Raw genomic sequence first — 17,875 nt, 5'->3', positions numbered from 1 at the left:
ACGGTCCGGAGGAGGGCATACGAGGCTGGAGGCGACATGCTAGCGTCTCCCTGGCACCCGGTCCAGCGTGGTAGATTCCGGGTACCTTCAACTTCAAGAGCCCATGGTCATCAAGGACTCCGGCACGAGCGCGCAGGGTATCGATCTCAAGGACTTCGAGCGCAGGATCCGCCTTCGTCCCCTGGCGATCGACGATTTCGGCGCGTTGATCGAGATGCAGAAGCGCTGTTTCCCGGGGATGCAGACCTGGGGGCAGGACCAGATCGAGAGCCAGCTCCGCATCTTCCCCGAGGGACAGCTCTGCATCGAATACAAGGGTCGCCTCGTGGCTTCGGCGTCATCCCTGGTCCTCGACTTCGACATGTACGAGGAATGGCACGATTGGCGACTGGTGTCGGACGCCGGCTACATCCGCAACCATGACCCGGAGGGTGATACCCTCTACGGAATCGAGATCATGGTCGATCCCGAGTTCCGCGGCATGCGCCTGGCCCGCCGCCTCTACGACGCGCGCAAGGCATTGGCTCGGAGACTCAACCTCGCCCGCATCATCATCGGCGGCCGTATCCCCGGGTACGGACAGTACGCTGATCAGATGAGCGCGAGTGAGTATGCGGAACAGGTCACGCAACGGGGTCTGTACGACCCGGTGTTGACGACCCAGGTCGCCAACGGCTTCGATATCAAGGCCCTGATCCCGGACTACTTTCCGTCGGATACTGCATCGCGCGGATACGCCACCCATCTCGAGTGGACCAATCTCGAGCACGTCCCTGAACAGCAAGGCCGCCTTCAGCGCGTCTCGCTGGTCCGCATCGGAACCGTCCAGTACCAGATGCGGCACATCGATACCTGGGACGAGTTCTGCATGCAGTCCGAGTACTTCCTGGACACGGCCTCGGACAACCAGTGCGATTTCCTGCTGTTCCCCGAGCTGTTCACGACTCAGCTTCTTTCGCTGGAGGGGCGCATGCGCCCCAGCGAGGCGGCCCGGCGGCTGGCCGACCGCACCTCCCAATACCTGGACTTCTTTTCCCGCATGGCGATCAAGTACAACATGAACGTCATTGCGGGCTCCCAGTTCACCGTCGAGGACGGCCACCTCTACAACGTCGCGTACCTCTTCCGGCGGGATGGCACCATCGAGAAGCAGTACAAGACCCACGTCACCCCGGCCGAGCGCCGCTGGTGGGGGGTCGAGCCCGGTCCGGGGCTCCACGTCTTCGATACGGACCGCGGCCGCATCGCCATCCTCATCTGCTACGACGTCGAGTTCCCCGAGACCGCCCGCATCGTGGCCAGCCAGGGCGCCCAGATCATCTTCGTGCCCTTCAACACGGATGACCGAGCCGGCTACCTGCGCGTGCGCTACTGCGCCCAGGCGCGCGCCGTCGAAAACGACGTCTACGTGGTCCTCTCCGGCTGCACGGGCAACCTGCCTTTCGTGCACAACGCGGACGTGCATTACGCGCAGAGCGGGATCTTCACACCTCTGGACTTCTCGTTCGCACGCGACGGCATCGCAGGGGAGTGCACGCCGAACATCGAGACGCTGGTGGTCCACGATGTCGACCTGGAGCTGCTACGCCGGCACCGGCATACAGGAACGGTCCAGCCCTGGAAGGACCGGCGCCCCGATCTCTACGGCGTCATCTGGAAGGACGGGGGCGCCGAGCGGCGTTTCTGACGAGGCCGTCGGCAGGGTGCCGCGGCGCTCGTAGCGAAGGGTCCGCGCCTCCGGATCAGCCGGGTCGCCCCCGCCAGACCAGGTAGGCCGGCGCGCCCAACAGTACCACGCCGATTCCGATCGCGGCCTGGACGGGCTGCTCGACGATGGTGTTCAGTACCAGGGCCACGGCCGAGAGCACGAAGAGGGCGGGCGTCCACGGATACCCGGGAACGCGGAACGGTCGCTCGGTGTCCGGGCGGCGGCGGCGGAAGACGAAGATGCTGGCAGCGCCGAGGCCGTAGAAGATCCAGCCCACGAACACCACGTAGGTCAGCAGCTGTTCGAAGGTCCCGGTGGCGGCCAGCACCATGGCCCACACGCAGTTGGCGCCAATGGCGAACGCCGGTGTGCCGTAGCGCGGGTGTACTTCAGCCAGCCGACGGAAGAAGAGGCCGTCTCCGGCCATCGTGAAATAGACCCTGGGAGACGTGATGACCGTGGCATGGGCGGCGCTGTACATCGAGATGATGATGACCAACGCGATCAACTGACCGGCCGCGGCGCCCATCGTGGCCGCCACCGCCTCACCCGCCACCCGCTCCGAGACTGCCACGCGCTCCGGTCCCAGCGCGGCCAGGTAGGCCAGGTTGGCGACGAGGTAGAGCACGATCAAGAAGAGGGTTCCCAGGGCGATGGCGCGGGGAAACGACCGCTGCGGGTCGGTGGCTTCGCCCGCGGAGAAGGTCACGTACTGCCAGCCCTCGTAGGCCCAGAGCACCGAGATCATGGCCACACCCAGGGCCGCCAGCGCCGACGTCGACCCCGCCATGGACGTCGGTAGCGCATCGAACGCCGAGCCGACGTTGCCGAGCGCCAAGAGCACGACGCTCATCACCACGATCGCCCCGGCCTTGATCAAGGTGGCCACGTTCTGGACGTTGGCGCTGCGACGCGTGCCCAGGATGTTGATGACCGCCATCAGCGCCAGCAGCCCGATCGCGATGAGCTTCCGTACCAGCGGGCCCAGGGGGGCGAACTGGCTCATGTAGTTGGCGGCCGCCACCGCCAGAGTGGCGATGGTCCCCGACCCGATGACGAAGAACAGCGTCCAGCCGTAGATGAAGGCGAGAAACGGTCCGAACGCATCACGGATGTATGCGTAGAGACCCCCCGACCCTTTGTCCATGGCGCCGAGCTCACCGTAGGTGAGCGCGCCGAACAGGGAGAGAACCCCGCCGAACAACCAGGCGCCCATGGCCCAGCGCACCGAGCCGGCTTGAGCCAGAACCGTGCTGGGAACCAGGAAGATCCCGGAGCCGATGACGTTGCCGACGACCAGCAGCGTCAGATCGCGGGTCCCCAGTGCGCGCTCGAGGCCTTTGGCCATTGGCTCTACTCCGGTTGTGACGACCTCGGCTAGGCCGCCTTTCGTGCGGTGGACTGGGTTCGCTCCTGTAGCCGCTCTTCCGAGCGAGCCACAAAGACCGCTGCGGAAAGGTCACCCGCAACGTTCACCGTGGTGCGGCACATGTCCAGGATGCGGTCCACGCCGAGGATGATGGCAATTCCCTCGGCGGGCACGCCCACCGTGGCAAGGACCATCATGATCAGCGGCAACGAGCCACCAGGAACGCCCGCGGCGCCGACGGCCGTGATCACCGAGAGCAGCACCACCACGATCTGCTGCCCGAGATTGAGATCCACGCCGAACACCTGCGCCAGGAACAGCACCGTCACTCCCTCGTAGAGCGAGGTGCCGTTCATGTTCATGGTCGCCCCCAGAGGCAACACGAAGCCTGCAACGGTGGGCGGCACCCCCATCTCCTGCTCGGCGGTGGCGATGTTGGTGGGCAGAGTGGCATTGCTGGAGCTGGTGGAAAACGCGGTGATCACGGGCGCCCGTGCCTTCTTCCAGAAGGTGAGGGGGTTCATCCCTCCCAGGAAGCGGACCAGCATCGAGATGGAGATGGTCGCATGCAGGAAGAGGCCACCGACGACCACGACCACGTACATCCCGAGTTGTTGTAGCAGACCCCACCCGAACCGGGACGTAACCACGAAGATCAGCCCGAACACGCCGTAGGGCGCCAGCTTCATCGCGATGTCGATGATGCGGATCACGACTTCACCCAGAGCATCGACGACCTTGATCATCGGCTCAGCCTTCTCCGCCGGGATCAGCGTCAGGGCGATCCCGAACATCAGGGAGAAGAAGATGACGCCGAGCATCTCCATGTTGGCCGCGGCCTGCACAGGGTTGCGCGGCACCATGTTGACGAAGGTCTGCACGCCGAATCCGGTGGGCCCACCCGCCTGCATTCCCTCGGCCTGACTCCGGTAGCTGGCGAAGAGCTGCTCGCGCGTGGCGTCGTCGATGCCGCCACCCGGGTTGAGCACGTTCACCAGGGTCAGTCCGATGACCACGGCGATGGCGGTCGACGTGAGGAAGTAGAGCAGCGTCTTGCCTCCCAGCCGCCCCACCTTGCCGATATCCCCGATGCCGGCCACACCCAGGGTGATCGACGCGAATACCAGGGGAACGACCGTCATGAGGAGCATTCGCAGAAAGACCTGACCCACTGGCCCCGCGACGTTGTCCGCGATCCAACGCACCCAGGCGGCGTCCGGAGCGAAGGCGTTCGCCGCGCCTCCGACCACCGCCCCTGCGACCAGACCGATCACGATCTTCGTGTGCAGCTTCATCGATACGCTCCGTGGCCGCTCGACATGAGAAAACGCCGACCGCGGCCGGGCGAAGCCGCCCGGCCAGGATCGGCGGGGGGAAAGTGTCGCTCGGTGGTGGCTGGACCACAAGTGTGGCCCGCCGGGCCGCATCGGAAGACCGATGGCGCCGGGGCCGGGGCCGTCGCCGGCCCGAGCAACCACGCGGCGACCACGATCCATCCCAGGGGAAGCCGCGAAAACGTGACACAGGGAGTGCGCCGCGGTCGTAGGTGCTTGTCCACGGGGAACCGTCACCCCGCGCAACCGCATTCGGTCTGAGCCTGACGGAGCGTCCGAAACGCTCCGGTCCAATGATGAGGAGGAGGTGGAGGATGGGACGGAAACGCTGGACATTCGGCTTGATCATGACGGGTCTTTCGGCCTTGGCGGGCCCGGGTGGACTCTCGGCCCAGGACACGTCCATCGGCCATGCCGCCAGCCTCGAGGCGGAGGCTGGGTCGCTGATCGATCAAATGAAGGCCTGGGACGATGCGGCCGACCTCCTACGGGAGGCCGCGGCGCTGCGGCCCATAGGCGATCCTGTGGCGGTGCAGAACCTCGTCCAGGCAGCGAAGCTGAGCTTCTACACGGGCGACGAACGCGAGGCCCTGAACGGAATGGAAGCGGCAGGGGAGCGCGCCCTCAACGAGGGCGACGTCCTCACGGCAGCCACTGCGTTCGCGGATGCCGCCTGGATCGCATCCGACGAAGGCCTGGGCGAGCGGGCGCTGAAGCTAGCCGCCCGTGCCCAACGGTTGGCGTTCTCCCCGTTGATCGGAAACGCAGATCGGGTGCGGCTGCGCGAACGGTTCCACGGGAGCGCGTTGCAGGCCGGATGACCTGAGCCGGTAGTGCCCCTGGTGGGTGCGACCCCTCGATCGACGACGCGCCAGCGGCCGGATCAGGGTCGGTCCACACCCACCAGGGGCCTTCCGCACGCCTTGCAGTAGCGCGCATCGGCGTCGGCACCCGCCCCGCACGTTCCGCACGCTCGTGACCCGGCGCGCGTGGCCTGAGCGAGCTCGACCGACACGATCCCCGTCGGGACCGCGATGATGGCGTACCCCAGGATCATCAGGACGGCCGCGAGAATCTGCCCCGGTGCGGTCTGCGGTGAGATGTCGCCATAGCCGACCGTGGTGAGCGTGACGATGGCCCAGTACACCGCCGTCGGGATGCTGCTGAACCCGTGCTCGGGTCCCTCGATCAGGTACATGACCGCGCCGACCACGATCACCATCGACAGCACCACGATCAGGAACACCGTGATCTTGTAGCGACTGGCGCGCAGGGCTCGCCCCAGCGTTCCGGCTTCGCCCACGTATTGGACGAGCTTCAGGACCCGGAAGACCCGTATCACACGCAGGATGCGAATCACGATCAGGTACTGACCGCCGGGGAGGATCAGGCTGAGATAGGTCGGAAGGACCGAAGCCAGATCGACCAAGCCAAGGAAGGAGAGCGCGTAGGTGGAGGGCCTCTGGACCGAGAGCAGGCGCAGCACATACTCGACCGTGAACAACAGCGTGAAGGCCCACTCCACGGCCCTCAGCAGCGGGCGATGATCGCGGGCCACGGACTGGACCGAGTCCAGCATCACCACCGCCACCGAAGCCAGGATGACCGCGATCAGAAGAACGTCGAAGACCTTCCCCGCCCGGGTGTCGTGCTCGAAGATGATCTCGTAGGCACGCTGCCTCCAGGCGGCGCCGCCTTCCGGTCGACGCGGTACGTCCACTACCCGATCTCCTTCCCAGCGGGACGCAGCGCCCGGGCGAACCGCTGCATGTGGCCCCGGCGCCTCGTCATTCGATCTCGATGGGGCGAGCGGCCGACACCCACAGTACGTCGCTCAGGTCCTCGTGGCGCCGGAAGAGCTCCGAGCCCTTTTCTTTCCGCTTGGCTTCGGTGAAACCGAGGATGACGAGATCCGCCACGGAAGAGTGGTTTCGCACCAACCGACCGAAGTCGACGCGGTCGTCCGTAGCGATCACCTGGACGTTCTTTGTGCTGATCTGAAGGCGGCCCGTCTCGATCATGCCCAGCAGCTCCGCGGTTCGCTCAGGTGCCTGGCTCTCCGGAAAGGCAGCATAGACGCTGATCTCGGCGTTGTGCCAGTCCGGATGCCCGAGCAGGATGTACGCCAACAGGATCATCAGATTGGCGTTCCGGTAGTCGTGCCAGGTCAGCCAGACGTGAATGGCCGTACGGTTGCCGAAGAACGTGTCCCCGTGTCGGAGCACCATCCGGTTCATGTGGGGCACACCGGCGAGTGTCAGCCCCCCCTGCAGCTCCTCCAACACCTCTGGAGTATCGTGGATGGAGAACTCGAAGAGGATGGTGTTGTTCTCGATTCCCGAGACCCCGGGGACCTGGAGGCTCTGGGCCAGGGCCGAGGCCATGGACGGACTGATGATGGTGTCGACGAAGATGCCTGAGTGCTGCTCGCTGGCCAACGCCAGAAGCCGTGCTTGGACCTCGGCGCTCTGCTCGAAGGTCCGCCGGTCCAGCCTGCCCTGGATGAAGTGCAGGTAGGTGCCGAAGCCGTAGCGATGGCACATCCAGGTCAGAAGCCGCAGCGGCGAGGTGCGATCGAACGTGCGCGGCGTGATCATGATCACGCTGGGCCGCCAGTCGTCGGAAGGCTGGGTGGACTGGAGCTTGATGTGGAGATAGCGGCTCGCCTGGGCCATCACTCCACCGAAGATGGAGCCCAGGTCGTCTCGACCCGACTCGGATCGACTGATCCCCCAGTAGAGCAGCGCCATCACGGCGATCGCCAGGAGCGCATAGACCAGATCCATCTGCAGCATGAGCAGCATGCAGGCGACGGCGCCGAACAGACTCAGATACCACTTGGACCGGAAGCTGGGCCGGTAGGAGGGGCGAGCGGCGAAGTGCTCCAGGAACGAGATCGCGCACAGCGCCCCGTACGTCACCATGAAGAACATGGAGATGATGCGGGCTACCAGATCCACCGAGCCGAGCAGAGTCACCCCGAGCGCGATGCCGGATGTCACCAGGGTCGCGTTGCGGGGCTCGTTGGTGTGACCGACGCCCTCCGCCAGCGTGCCATTGAGGCGGCGAAGGGGCAGGATCCCATCCTGCCCGATGGCCTGCAGCGTACGGGGAGCAACGAGGATCGAGCCGACGGCCGAAGAAAGGGTGGCACAGGCCAGGCCGATCGGAATGATCGGCCCCCACAGTGCGATGTCCTGCATCACGAGCTCCCCCGTGAGCGCCTCCGGGGGCGCGCTGGCGGCGAGCTTCCAGACGACGGCCAGGTAGACCACCATCCCCACCACCGTGGCCCCCAGGATCCCCATGGGGATGGACCGTCGGGGATTGGCGAGGTCACCCGACAATCCGACGCCCGCGGTCATGCCGGTGAAGGCGGGGAAGCAGATCGCGAAGACGAGAATGAAGGGATCCGGGTCGGCCACGTGACTCAGCAACGACCCCGAGGCGAGCTCAGAGCCGGCCGGCGGACCCAGAAAGAACAACACGAGGGAGAGGGCGAGGACGGCCGCGACCAGGTACAGGGCCTTCACGCCCAGCGCGGCCCCACGCACCAACACCAGGCCCGCCAACACCAACAGGGAGGGCACCGAGACCATGCGGGGGTCGAACCCCACGCCGAGCGTGGACTCGAACCAGGGTACGAGCGGGCGAAAGGCCTCGGCGAAGGCGATCAGATAGAACCCGACCGAGAGGGCCTGAGAGAGGTAGAGAGATACGCCGATGGAGCCCCCGATCGAGGGGCCGAACGACCGGGAGACGATGAAGTACTCTCCCCCGCCCTCGACCCGGCGATTGGTGGCGATCTCGGCGAGGGCCAGAGCCGTTGGGACGGTCACGGCGTGCCCCAGCAGGATGACGCCGATCGCCCCCAGCAGTCCCAGGTGACCCACCGCGTAGCCGAACCGCAGGAAGAGGATCGCACCCAGGATGGTGCTCAGGCTGGCGAGGAACACCGGGCCCGTGCCGAAGCCGTGCCCGCGCTCGGCCGGCTGGGTGGCGGGGCTCGCGTCGGTCATCACGGGTGAAGATGTCCGTCCGCGGGGGAGCTCGTCCAGCGCCCCCGCTCCGCGGCTGCTCCGCGACGTCCGCTCCAGCCCGGCGCCGCGCGGTTCGGGCCGGTCAGGCCGACCGGGGCTCGCGACGGCCTTGCTTCTGCTCGTTCAGGCGAGCAAAGAACTGATCGGGCGTCTCCGGCCTGCCCAGCGCGAAGCCCTGGATGGCGTTGCAGCCCACCTCCGACAGCGTGCGCACCTGGTCCATGTCCTCGGCTCCCTCGGCCACGACCACCAGGTTCATCGAGTGAGCCAACGCCACGACCGTCGCCACCAGATCTCGGTCACGCGAGTCCGTAGCCACGTTCTTGATGAAGGATCGGTCGATCTTCAACGTGGAGATCGGCAGCTCGCGTAGGTGGCGCAGGGAGGAATATCCGGTTCCGAAGTCGTCCAGAGCCACGCGGATGCCCATCATCTTCAAGGCATTCACCGTCCGCAGCCCGACCGATCCCGTCTGCATCAACTGGGACTCGGTCACTTCGAGCTGGAGCCGCCCGGGTGCCACACCGGTCTCGTCGAGAATCTCGAGTACCCGCTTCTCGAAGCCGGCACGCTGAAGCTGCCGCGGAGACACGTTGACGGAGGCGCGTACGTCCGGATGACCCGCCTCGGTCCAGCGACGGACCTCCCGCAGCGCCTTCTCCAGGACGTACTCGCCGAGCTCGTCGATGAGCTCGGACTCCTCGGCGATGGCGATGAAACGGCCGGGAGGCACCGGCTGCCCCCGACGCGTCCAGCGTGCCAGCGCCTCTCCGCCCCGCACACTGAAGTCCTGAGCGCAGAAGATGGGCTGCAACGCGATGTCGACGCGCCCCTCCTTCAGGTCGGCACGAAGCTCGTTCTCCAGGATCAGGCGCTCGTAGCTGTCGGCGTCGATCTCGGAGCGGTAGAGGTCGCACGTGTTGCGGCCTCGGTCCTTGGCGCTGTAGAGCGCAGCGTCCGCTTTGCGCAGCAGGGTCTCACGGTCCTGTCCGTCGGCTGGATACATGGCCACGCCGATGCTCGCCGTAACGTGGAGACGCCGTCCTTCGAGCTCGAACTGGGGACGCATCGACTCGAGGAGACGGCCTGCCACGCGACGGGCGTTGTCCGCCGAACGGATGTTCTGCAGAAGGAAGACGAACTCGTCTCCGCCGAAGCGGGCCAACACGTCTCCGCTCCGTCCATGCTCCTGCAGCCGTCCGGCGACCTCGCGCAGCAACTGGTCCCCCGCGGAGTGCCCCAGCGTGTCGTTGACGTTCTTGAATCGATCCAAGTCGATGAACAGCAGCGCGAAGACGGTACTGGTACGGCGGGCGCGGGTCAGGGCCACACTCAGGCGATCCTCGAACAAGGCGCGATTGGGCAGGCCGGTCAGCGCGTCGTGGTACGCGAAGTGGCGGATGGTCTTCTCCGCCTGCTTGATCTCGGTCAGATCGTGGAAGCTCCACACGCGCCCGATCCCCGCCTGCCGCTCTCCGCTCTGACCCCGACTGGTGACCTGCACGAAGCGACCGTCCTTCAGTTCCAGAACGGCAGTCACCAGCTCGCCGGGCTCGACGATCGCCTGTCGAATGGCCATCTGAAGCTCCTGAGGTCGCAGGAGCTTCTTGGCCAGCACGTCAGCCAGTGCGTCTCCGTCCGTCGCCATCTCCTCGGGCTCGAGCCGCCAGAGAGCGGCGAAGCGTCGATTCCAACGCGCGACTTCGCCCTTGCGGCCGATGACGAGCACGCCGTCCTCCGTGGAGTCGAGCGTCACCTCGAGCAGGGTGACCAGGTCCCTCAACTCACTGTTGGACGCGAAGAGCTCGCTGGAGCTCAGGTCGAGAGCTCGTTCCAACATCGCCCGATCGCCGTCGGCCTGCTCATACGCACGTGAAACGGCTTCCAGTAGCTTTGTGAGCTCTGGATCGGGCTCGGTCCCCTCGCCGAACGCCCTCTTGACCTGGCGGCGCAGCAGCGGGTGCAAGATCAGCTCTCGGACAGCGTCGTGACGGTCATGGTCTGATTGTGGAGCTCGCAAGCGGTGCCGGAGGTCAATGGAGAGATCTCCCCGTAGGAGTAGAATCCTGTCAGGGCAGCCTCTGGCCCCAGCACCTCACGGACGCCTTCCACCTCTTCCTCGATGCGCTGGTCCAGTACCAACTTGCGACCTACACACGAGATCAGGATGGCCAGCTCCGCGCCGACGCCACCCAGGGTCTGCAGGGACGCAGCGGCCGCACCATGGGCACCGTCCACGAGACGATCGAAGTTCGCCTTCATGAAGCGGGCGCGCGCGCCGTTTGGGATATCACCTGCGAACGTCATGGTCTGCTGCTCCTCGTCCACCGCCAACACCGTTCGCACCAGAGTGCCCTCTTTGTCGGGAGCGTCGATGCTGAGCGGAAAGAGCAACGCGCTGGACGGGAGCCGTGCGGCGTGATCACCGAGATAGGTCTTGTAGAGATTCAAGGCGCTGCGTCCGTCCAATTCGTACAGGACGTTCCCCTCGGAGCGTGTCACCACCCGGTCCGGCCCGAACGGATCCCACCCGCCCAAGCAGCCATGCCCGACGCGTAGTGCGTCGCCGTAGAAGCCAACCACAACGACGGTAGCGTCGCAGGTGCGTCCACCCGACACCACGACCGTGCGATTGAAGGACGCGGCGTCACCAGAGAGCCCACCGGTCACCAACACGCCCGGCGGCAGGCCCGCCGTCAGTCCCTTCGACAACTCCGAGCCGTTGACAGAGACGCCCTCGGACAGGACCAACACATAGCGCAGCCCCTCGTGGGGTAGCTGCGCTCCAAGATGGCGGCCCAGCTCCGCACCGCTCGCAGCTGCCGAAATGGGCGCCGACGCGATTCGCACACGCGTGCTGTCGAAGCGGACGCTCGTGGCGACGATGTCTCCGTCTGTGACGGTCGTGTCGAGGATCTCCCCGGCGGTCGAGCATCCGACGATGCCCGCCTGGGGATGCCGCTCGGCGAGGTCGGTGAGGGCGGAGCTTCCCTCTAGCGCCTCACGGTCGCCGAAGACCAACAACAGGTCGGCTGAGCGACCGTTTGCTCCGAACGCCCAACCCTCTTCCGGCGTCCACCGGATCTGCTCGACCTTCATGCCTCTGCTCCCATTGGGTCCGTTCCCGAGGGGCGCACGCCCCCCTTCCCTGGGGAGTATCGGCCCACGGAGAGCGAAGTTTGGGCAAGGAGCGGACCCGGCAGCCCGCGGCCAGGAATGGGGGCCCCTCCCTGGTCCAGGGACCCCTGTGCCCCATCGACCCCGGAAGATCTTTCCGTACCGGGGGAGGAACCGCCCTAGACTGCGGGGAGGGGAGGCCCGGCGAGGACCGAGGGCGGACGTCGCATCAAGGCGAACGCGGCAAGGTGTAGCCACCCACCTCCACGCCCGTGACCTCCGGCCCGCTCAGCACGAAGGTCAGCCGCGTCGTGCCCCTCCAGCGTGTGCTCCAACGCGCGTCGAACGACTCCCGCTCCCAGTGCTCCAGAGTCCCCTGCAGGCGACCGTAGCGGGCCAGAAGTCGCGCTCCGTCCCGCTCGATACGGACGGAGCCGTACAGCGGATGAGTGAACGTACCCACGTAGGCGTCGAGGGGAAGAGATGGCGCGGTGTCTGCCGCGCGAGCCGCGCTGCGGCGCGCCTGCGCTTCCGCCTGCTCGGTGTCGAGTCGGTCGTACAGCGCAAGCAGGTCCGCGCTCCAATCGCGTGGCGCCTCCGGGTCGTAGAGATCGAAGACGCGATACATGAGGGCGTGACGCACTTCGGCGTGGTCCCGATTGGCGAGCACGTATACGCCCACCCCCTCATCGCGAAGCAGGCCGGCGATCGCCACCATTCCGTCGATGCTCCCGGTGTGGAAGTCGACCTTTCGCCCTTCGTAGTCTGCCTGGAACCACCCGAGCCCGTAGGTGGTCCAGTGCGGGTGGGTCAGCTCCTGCGTCGGATAGAAGTCCTCCGGCTCCACCAGCGAGTGGGGCGTGAACAGCCACTCCACAGTGCTCGGTTCGAGGAGCCGTCGCCCATCGGCCGCCACCCCACCCGCGAGCAGGAACCGCAACCAGACCGACATGTCGTGTACACTCGACCAGATGGACCCGGCGGCCGCCACCGGATCCACGCTGGCGTTCTCGATCCGTTCGACCGTCCCGTCCAGGCGGTAGTGGGGCCCGGCCACGTTGGGCTGCCCTTCCGTTTCTGCCAACGTCGTGCGCGTATCCCGCATGCCCAGCGGCTCGAGGATGCGCGTTTGGATGAAGCGGGCCCAAGGCACTCCGCTGGCCGCCGCGATCACCTCTCCCGCAGTGGCATACATCAGGTTTTGATAGATGAACCCGCTACGCATGGAGTAGGCAGGCTCGAGATAGCGCAGGCGCTCCAGGAGGTCGCGCGTGGTGGCGTCCTGCTCGTACCAGAGGAAATCCGCGTTTCCGAGTCCTGCGTTGTGCGTCAGGAGGTCGATGACCCGGATCTCCCGGGTGACCCACGGGTCCTGGAGGCGGAACCAGGGCAGGTGGTCGATCACCGGATCGTTCCAGTCGAGCTTCCCCTCCTCCACCAACATCGCCAGTGCCGCTGCTGTCATCGCTTTGGTCGTTGACCCGATGGCAAAGCGAGTGTGCTCGTCCACGGCACCCGCTCGGCCCAACTGCTGGACGCCGTACCCGCGCGCGAACATCAGTTGACCATCCTTGACCACGGCGACGGCGAGGCCCGGCACGTCCCAGTCCGAGACGGCCTTGCGCACATAGGCGTCGAACTCCTCGACAGGGAAAGCTTGGGCGAGGCCCGTTCGCGGCAGGCCGAGCAGGAGCAGGGTGATCGCTGTCGCGAAGCGGCGGAGGGACGGGCCCATGCGAACTCCGATTGAAGTAGAACGGTGCGGACAATCGGAACAGCCTGGGCCACGGGGGGCACGGGGGGCAAGCCGGGCGTCGACGATCCGACTGTGGAACCGACTCCGGCTCCGGAATGCAAAGCGGCGGTGGCCGGGCGCCCCCACCCGGACCACCGCCCAGACCGCCGCGGGACGCGGACGGCCTTCCTGCATTGAGGAACGTCTACGGTTGCGGCAGGATCACCGCGTCGATGACGTGGATCACTCCGTTGGACGCATGGATGTCCGTGGTGACGACGCGCGCTCCGTCGATCATGACCGTACCACCCTCCACCGAGATGGCCGCCGACTGACCGTTCACGGTCTTGGCCGAGTCGAGCTTGACCACGTCGGAGGAGGTGACCCGGCCCGGAACCACATGGTAGGTCAGAATGGCCGTGAGCTTTTCCTTGTCCGCGAGCAGGGCTTCCAGCGTCCCGGCCGGGAGCTTGGAGAAGGCCTCGTCCGTGGGGGCGAACACGGTGAAGGGGCCCGCCCCCTTCAGCGTCTCTACCAGGCCCGCAGCCTCGAGGGCCGCAGCCAGCGTCGAGAAGGAGCCGGCCGCCACCGCCGTATCCACGATGTCCTTCTCATGATCCATGTGCTGCGCCTGCACTGCGTTCGCTCCCCCGAACACCAGGGCCAGCATCAACATGGGAATCGCCTTTCTCATTCCGCCCTCCCAGGGTTATCGCGCCCCTGCCCTAGGGCGCGTTCAAGTCTTGTACAGTTATTGTACAGCTTATAGGGGGTCGTTGTCAACAGATTGTCCAATGTTATGTTCAACGACCCCTCGAGGAGCCGACATGATGAGTCGACATCCAATCCGTGTGGCCGCGCGACGGGCCGGCTTGACCCCGGCCACCCTGCGGGCCTGGGAGCGTCGCTACGCCGCCGTGCTGCCCGAGCGCACCCAGGGTGGACAGAGGCTGTACTCGGACGCCCAGGTGGACCGACTGACCCTCCTTCGCCGCGCGACTGAAGGGGGCCGTTCCATCCAACAGCTGGCGGGGCTCTCGGACGAGGACCTTCAAGCGCTGGTGGCTGAGGACCTGGGTGTGGGATGGACCTCGACCGGGGGCCCGCCGCCGAGCGGAGCCGCTGCGGCCGCGGAGACCATCGAACGAGCCTGGGTGGCCATCACCCGGCTGGACGCCGACACGCTGGAGGCGCTGCTCCGGGGAGCGGCCGTGGCGCGCGGCCTCCAGGGCCTCGCCGAGGAAATCGTGCGTCCGCTCCTGGTCCGGGTGGGCGAGGCCTGGACCCTCGGTCAGATCAGCCCGGCTCACGAACATATTGCCTCGGCGACCTTGCGCAGGATCCTCTCGTGGATGACCGACGCGACATCGCGGGGCGGAGGCGCGGGCCCTCGCTTGGTGCTGGCCACGCCCAGCGGCGAGCGCCACGAGCTGGGGGCCATGATGGCCGCCGTGGCGGCGGCCACTGCGGGGTGGCAGGTCACCTACCTGGGCCCGGATCTCCCGGCCGACGCCCTCGCCCAGGCCGCCCGTAGCGTCGGTGCTCGCGCCGTAGGGTTGAGCATCGTCCGCACCGACGCGGCACACCGCGAGTATCTCCTGGAGCTACGCAGGCAGCTCGATTCCGGAGTTCAGATCATCGTCGGAGGGCCGGCGGCAGAGGGACTGGCTGGCATGGAGGACCTCGCGGGGATCGCGCGGGCGAGCGGGCTGGACGATTTCCGCGCGCTGCCCGCCGGACAGTGACGCCAACCGGCAGCCCACGTGGTCGGCTCCCTGGCCGCCCCGTCAGGCAGGCCGAGGTGACCCGGGCGCCGCCAGGCTGATCACCCAACCCACGGCCATCACGGTCAGCGCCCCCACCACGTTGTGCCACAGGAACGACACAGAGGGAGCGAGGAAGCTGACCGCCGCCACGGCCGACATCCCTGCCAACAGTCCGACGAAGGCCCCCAGGGCCCGTGCGCGCGGGAGCATGGCCAGCAGAAAAACCCCCAGGATCGACCCGTAGAAGAACGACCCGAAGCGATTGACCACTTCGATCAACGAGCCCAGGGTCGCTGCATACGTCGCGACCACGCAGGCGAACGCTCCCCAGATCGCGGTCACGATCTTGGAGACGTTCAGGAAGTGGGCATCGCTGCCGGTGGGTTTGATCCACCTTCGGTAGAAGTCGATCACTGTCGCTGTGGAGAGCGAATTGAGCTCCGCGGCGACACTGGACATCGCTGCCGCCATGACTCCCGCGATGAACAGGCCGGTCAGGCCGATCGGCAGTTCGTGCAGCACGAACGCCGGGATGATGTAGTTGACGTCCCGCGCCGATTCACCTGTGACCTCTTCAGCCAGCGCCAGCGCCTCCACGCGGATCGCTCCGACCTCCGCTTCGTGTGCCTGGAACTCGACCATGGCCGCGGACGCCCGCGGCTCGTCCTCCGCCTGCCGCGCATCGGCCACCCCACGCGCCGCCGTCTCCCGGGCCTCGAACGCCGACTGGAAGCGGGCCTCCAAGGCTGCGTACTCCACGCCGGCTTCCGCACGCACGCGAGCTTCGTGATCCGGATTGAACAGCAGGGGCGGCGCCTTGAAGAGATAGAACACGAAGACGCCCACCCCGACCAACAGAACCAACGCTTGCAGCGGGATCTTCCAATAGGCGCTGATCAGGAGGGACGAGCGCGCCTCATCCACGGATCGCGCGGTCAGATATCGCTGCACCTGGCTTTGATCGGTTCCGAAGTACGACAACATCAGAAAGGTCCCGCCCAGAACCCCCGACCAGAACGTGTAGGTCTCGTTGAGGTTGAAGGAGAAGTCGAAGGTCTGGAGGCGACCTGTGGAGCCCGCGATGCGCAAGGCATCGTCAGGCGTGACCGGTAGGTTCAGCAGCAGGACCACGATGATCGAGAGCAGCGCTACGACGATCAGGACCATCTGCTTCACGTCTGCCCAGGTGACTGCCTGCACGCCCCCCAGAACGGTGTAGACCACTGTGGGGACACCAATCAGGATGACCGAGGCCCCGAGGCTCCAGCCGAAGACCGCTGAGAACACCACCGCAGGTGCCGCGATGATCGTCCCGCACGAGAGGCCCCGCGAGATCAGGAACAGGAAGCTCGTCAGGGAGCGCGTCTTCGCGTCGAAGCGGCGCTCCAGGTACTCGTAGGCGGTGTACACCCGAGCACCATGGAGGAAGGGCACCAACGTGACACCCAGGATGACCATGGCGATGGGTAGTCCGAAATAGAACTGAACGAAGCGCAGCCCGTCGGTAGCCCCCTGCCCGGTCGTCCCGATCATGGTGACCGCGGAGAGCTGGGTGGCCATCACCGATAGGCCCACCGCCCACCAGGGCAGGCTGCGATTGGCCAGGAAGTAGCCTTCGATCTCCCGCGTCCCCTTGGCACGCCGGATCCCGTCCCACATGACGTAGCCGACGTACCCGATCACGATGAGCCAATTGACCGGATGCACCGGATCAGGCTCCGTATCGGGATTGGAGGAACCAGAGCACCACCAGGGTCACGACCTGCACAGCCAGCACCCTCAGGAGGGTGGCGCGAAGACGGGCGCGAGCAGGTGAATCGGTGTCCACTGAACCTCTCGGTGGGTTGGAAGCGACGCCCGAGCTTGGGAGTCGGGCCGGAGGCACGCAAGGCGCCTCCGGCCCTGGGAAAGGCCCCGGTGGCTCGACGATACGCTAGGCGACCTGGTGCAGGTGGACGTCTCTCTGCGGGAAGGGGATCGAGCAGCCGGCGCTCTCCAAGCCCTCCTTCAGGTGGCGGTGCAGCTCGAAGTGGACGGTCCAGTAGTCCTCGGTGCGACACCAGGGACGCACCACGAAGTTCACAGACGATTCGGCGAGGGCACTCACCTCGACCGTCGGAGCGGGCGACTCGAGCACCCGCGGGTGGGCGCGCACGATCCGCTCGATGGTCTCCCTCGCGACTCCCAGGTCGTCCTGGTACGACACGCCGAAGAGCATGTCGACCCGCCTCAGCTCGTTCGCGGAGAGGTTGGCGATCTTATCGCCGTAGATCGTCGAATTGGGAAGGATCACCCTGATATTGTTCAGCGTGTCCACCTCGGTGGAGAATACACCGATCTGGCGTACCGTACCCAAGGTCCCCGCCGCCTCGATCACGTCGCCGACCCGGAAGGGCCGGAAGACCAACAGCATCACGCCGGCGGCGAAGTTGGAGAGAGAGCCTTGCAGGGCCAGACCCACGGCCAGGCCCGCAGCTCCCAACACGGCAACGAAGGACGCCGTCGGCACGCCGAAGATCCCCAGCACCGCCACCACCGTGAAGGCCAGCACGGCGAAATAGGTCATCCCGGAAAGGAACGGGACCAGGGTTTCGTCGAGCGCAGCCCGGCGGAGGCCACCCGCGACGAGGCGACGAATCCACCCCGCAGCCAAGCGCCCCACGATCAGGACCACGATGGCGCCGACCACATTGACGGCCTGCGTAGCCGCAAGCACGGTCATGGCCCTCAGTATCTCAGCGGAATTCCCCTGCAGCCAATCCATTCTCGTCCTCCACGCACGTGTCTTCCGGAGCGGCTCCCAGCC

General features: G+C 66.4%; 13 protein-coding genes. 3 read left to right on the top strand and 10 right to left on the bottom strand.

All coding sequences use genetic code 11. From position 1 onward, the window contains the following. The first annotated feature begins 103 nt into the window (after nt 1–103). Nucleotides 104–1,687 (top strand): GNAT family N-acetyltransferase, encoded by a 1,584-nt coding sequence (locus R3E10_12400; GenBank protein ID MEZ4416539.1) that lies wholly within the window; start codon nt 104–106, stop codon nt 1,685–1,687. A 55-nt stretch (nt 1,688–1,742) separates the two neighbouring features. Here R3E10_12400 and R3E10_12395 read toward each other — a convergent pair whose 3' ends face one another. Both R3E10_12395 and R3E10_12390 read right to left on the bottom strand, forming a co-directional pair. Beyond that, on the bottom strand, nt 1,743–3,056 hold the full coding sequence (locus tag R3E10_12395) for an amino acid permease (protein ID MEZ4416538.1): 1,314 nt from the start codon (nt 3,054–3,056) through the stop codon (nt 1,743–1,745). Nucleotides 3,057–3,085: 29 nt separating this feature from the next. Beyond that, nucleotides 3,086–4,372 (bottom strand): dicarboxylate/amino acid:cation symporter, encoded by a 1,287-nt coding sequence (locus R3E10_12390; GenBank protein ID MEZ4416537.1) that lies wholly within the window; start codon nt 4,370–4,372, stop codon nt 3,086–3,088. 353 nt (nt 4,373–4,725) lie between these two features. Between R3E10_12390 and R3E10_12385 the strand changes: the two genes are divergently transcribed. After that, nucleotides 4,726–5,232: a hypothetical protein gene (locus tag R3E10_12385; protein ID MEZ4416536.1), complete on the top strand. Its 507-nt coding sequence runs from the start codon at nt 4,726–4,728 to the stop codon at nt 5,230–5,232. 62 nt (nt 5,233–5,294) lie between these two features. Here R3E10_12385 and R3E10_12380 read toward each other — a convergent pair whose 3' ends face one another. The 6 genes from R3E10_12380 to R3E10_12355 form a co-directional block, all read right to left on the bottom strand. Continuing rightward, nucleotides 5,295–6,131: an ion transporter gene (locus tag R3E10_12380; GenBank protein MEZ4416535.1), complete on the bottom strand. Its 837-nt coding sequence runs from the start codon at nt 6,129–6,131 to the stop codon at nt 5,295–5,297. 67 nt (nt 6,132–6,198) lie between these two features. Then, nucleotides 6,199–8,430, bottom strand: coding sequence for an amino acid permease (locus R3E10_12375; GenBank protein ID MEZ4416534.1), 2,232 nt, complete (start codon nt 8,428–8,430; stop codon nt 6,199–6,201). Nucleotides 8,431–8,533: 103 nt separating this feature from the next. Next, complete coding sequence (locus R3E10_12370; GenBank protein ID MEZ4416533.1) at nt 8,534–10,417, bottom strand: EAL domain-containing protein; 1,884 nt, start codon at nt 10,415–10,417, stop codon at nt 8,534–8,536. A gap of 2 nt (nt 10,418–10,419) precedes the next feature. After that, nucleotides 10,420–11,550, bottom strand: coding sequence for an FIST N-terminal domain-containing protein (locus tag R3E10_12365; GenBank protein ID MEZ4416532.1), 1,131 nt, complete (start codon nt 11,548–11,550; stop codon nt 10,420–10,422). Nucleotides 11,551–11,797: 247 nt separating this feature from the next. Next, complete coding sequence (locus tag R3E10_12360; protein MEZ4416531.1) at nt 11,798–13,303, bottom strand: serine hydrolase; 1,506 nt, start codon at nt 13,301–13,303, stop codon at nt 11,798–11,800. A 205-nt stretch (nt 13,304–13,508) separates the two neighbouring features. Further along, complete coding sequence (locus R3E10_12355; GenBank protein ID MEZ4416530.1) at nt 13,509–13,973, bottom strand: fasciclin domain-containing protein; 465 nt, start codon at nt 13,971–13,973, stop codon at nt 13,509–13,511. Nucleotides 13,974–14,130: 157 nt separating this feature from the next. Here R3E10_12355 and R3E10_12350 point away from each other — a divergent pair, with 157 nt between their 5' ends. Continuing rightward, nucleotides 14,131–15,048: a cobalamin-dependent protein gene (locus tag R3E10_12350; protein MEZ4416529.1), complete on the top strand. Its 918-nt coding sequence runs from the start codon at nt 14,131–14,133 to the stop codon at nt 15,046–15,048. Between the two features lie 42 nt (nt 15,049–15,090). Here R3E10_12350 and R3E10_12345 read toward each other — a convergent pair whose 3' ends face one another. Continuing rightward, entirely contained in the window at nt 15,091–16,776 is a 1,686-nt protein-coding gene (locus R3E10_12345) for a sodium:solute symporter (GenBank protein ID MEZ4416528.1), read from the bottom strand. Between the two features lie 226 nt (nt 16,777–17,002). After that, nucleotides 17,003–17,833, bottom strand: coding sequence for a mechanosensitive ion channel (locus tag R3E10_12340; GenBank protein ID MEZ4416527.1), 831 nt, complete (start codon nt 17,831–17,833; stop codon nt 17,003–17,005). Nucleotides 17,834–17,875: the final 42 nt, after the last annotated feature.

It is taken from the genome of Gemmatimonadota bacterium, from assembly GCA_041390105.1.
GTDB lineage: Bacteria > Gemmatimonadota > Gemmatimonadetes > Longimicrobiales > Gaopeijiaceae > JAGQIF01.
This window is presented reverse-complemented; position numbering and strand designations above follow the sequence as displayed.

Bases quoted from the DNA above. Each gene is read 5' to 3' on its own strand.
- R3E10_12340 (MEZ4416527.1), bottom strand. From the start codon at position 17,833: ATGGATTGGCTGCAGGGGAATTCCGCTGAGATACTGAGGGCCATGACC.
- R3E10_12395 (MEZ4416538.1), bottom strand. From the start codon at position 3,056: ATGGCCAAAGGCCTCGAGCGCGCACTGGGGACCCGCGATCTGACGCTG.
- R3E10_12350 (MEZ4416529.1), top strand. From the start codon at position 14,131: ATGATGAGTCGACATCCAATCCGTGTGGCCGCGCGACGGGCCGGCTTG.
- R3E10_12355 (MEZ4416530.1), bottom strand. From the start codon at position 13,973: ATGCTGGCCCTGGTGTTCGGGGGAGCGAACGCAGTGCAGGCGCAGCAC.
- R3E10_12365 (MEZ4416532.1), bottom strand. From the start codon at position 11,550: ATGAAGGTCGAGCAGATCCGGTGGACGCCGGAAGAGGGTTGGGCGTTC.
- R3E10_12375 (MEZ4416534.1), bottom strand. From the start codon at position 8,430: ATGACCGACGCGAGCCCCGCCACCCAGCCGGCCGAGCGCGGGCACGGC.
- R3E10_12360 (MEZ4416531.1), bottom strand. From the start codon at position 13,303: ATGGGCCCGTCCCTCCGCCGCTTCGCGACAGCGATCACCCTGCTCCTG.
- R3E10_12390 (MEZ4416537.1), bottom strand. From the start codon at position 4,372: ATGAAGCTGCACACGAAGATCGTGATCGGTCTGGTCGCAGGGGCGGTG.
- R3E10_12385 (MEZ4416536.1), top strand. From the start codon at position 4,726: ATGGGACGGAAACGCTGGACATTCGGCTTGATCATGACGGGTCTTTCG.
- R3E10_12400 (MEZ4416539.1), top strand. From the start codon at position 104: ATGGTCATCAAGGACTCCGGCACGAGCGCGCAGGGTATCGATCTCAAG.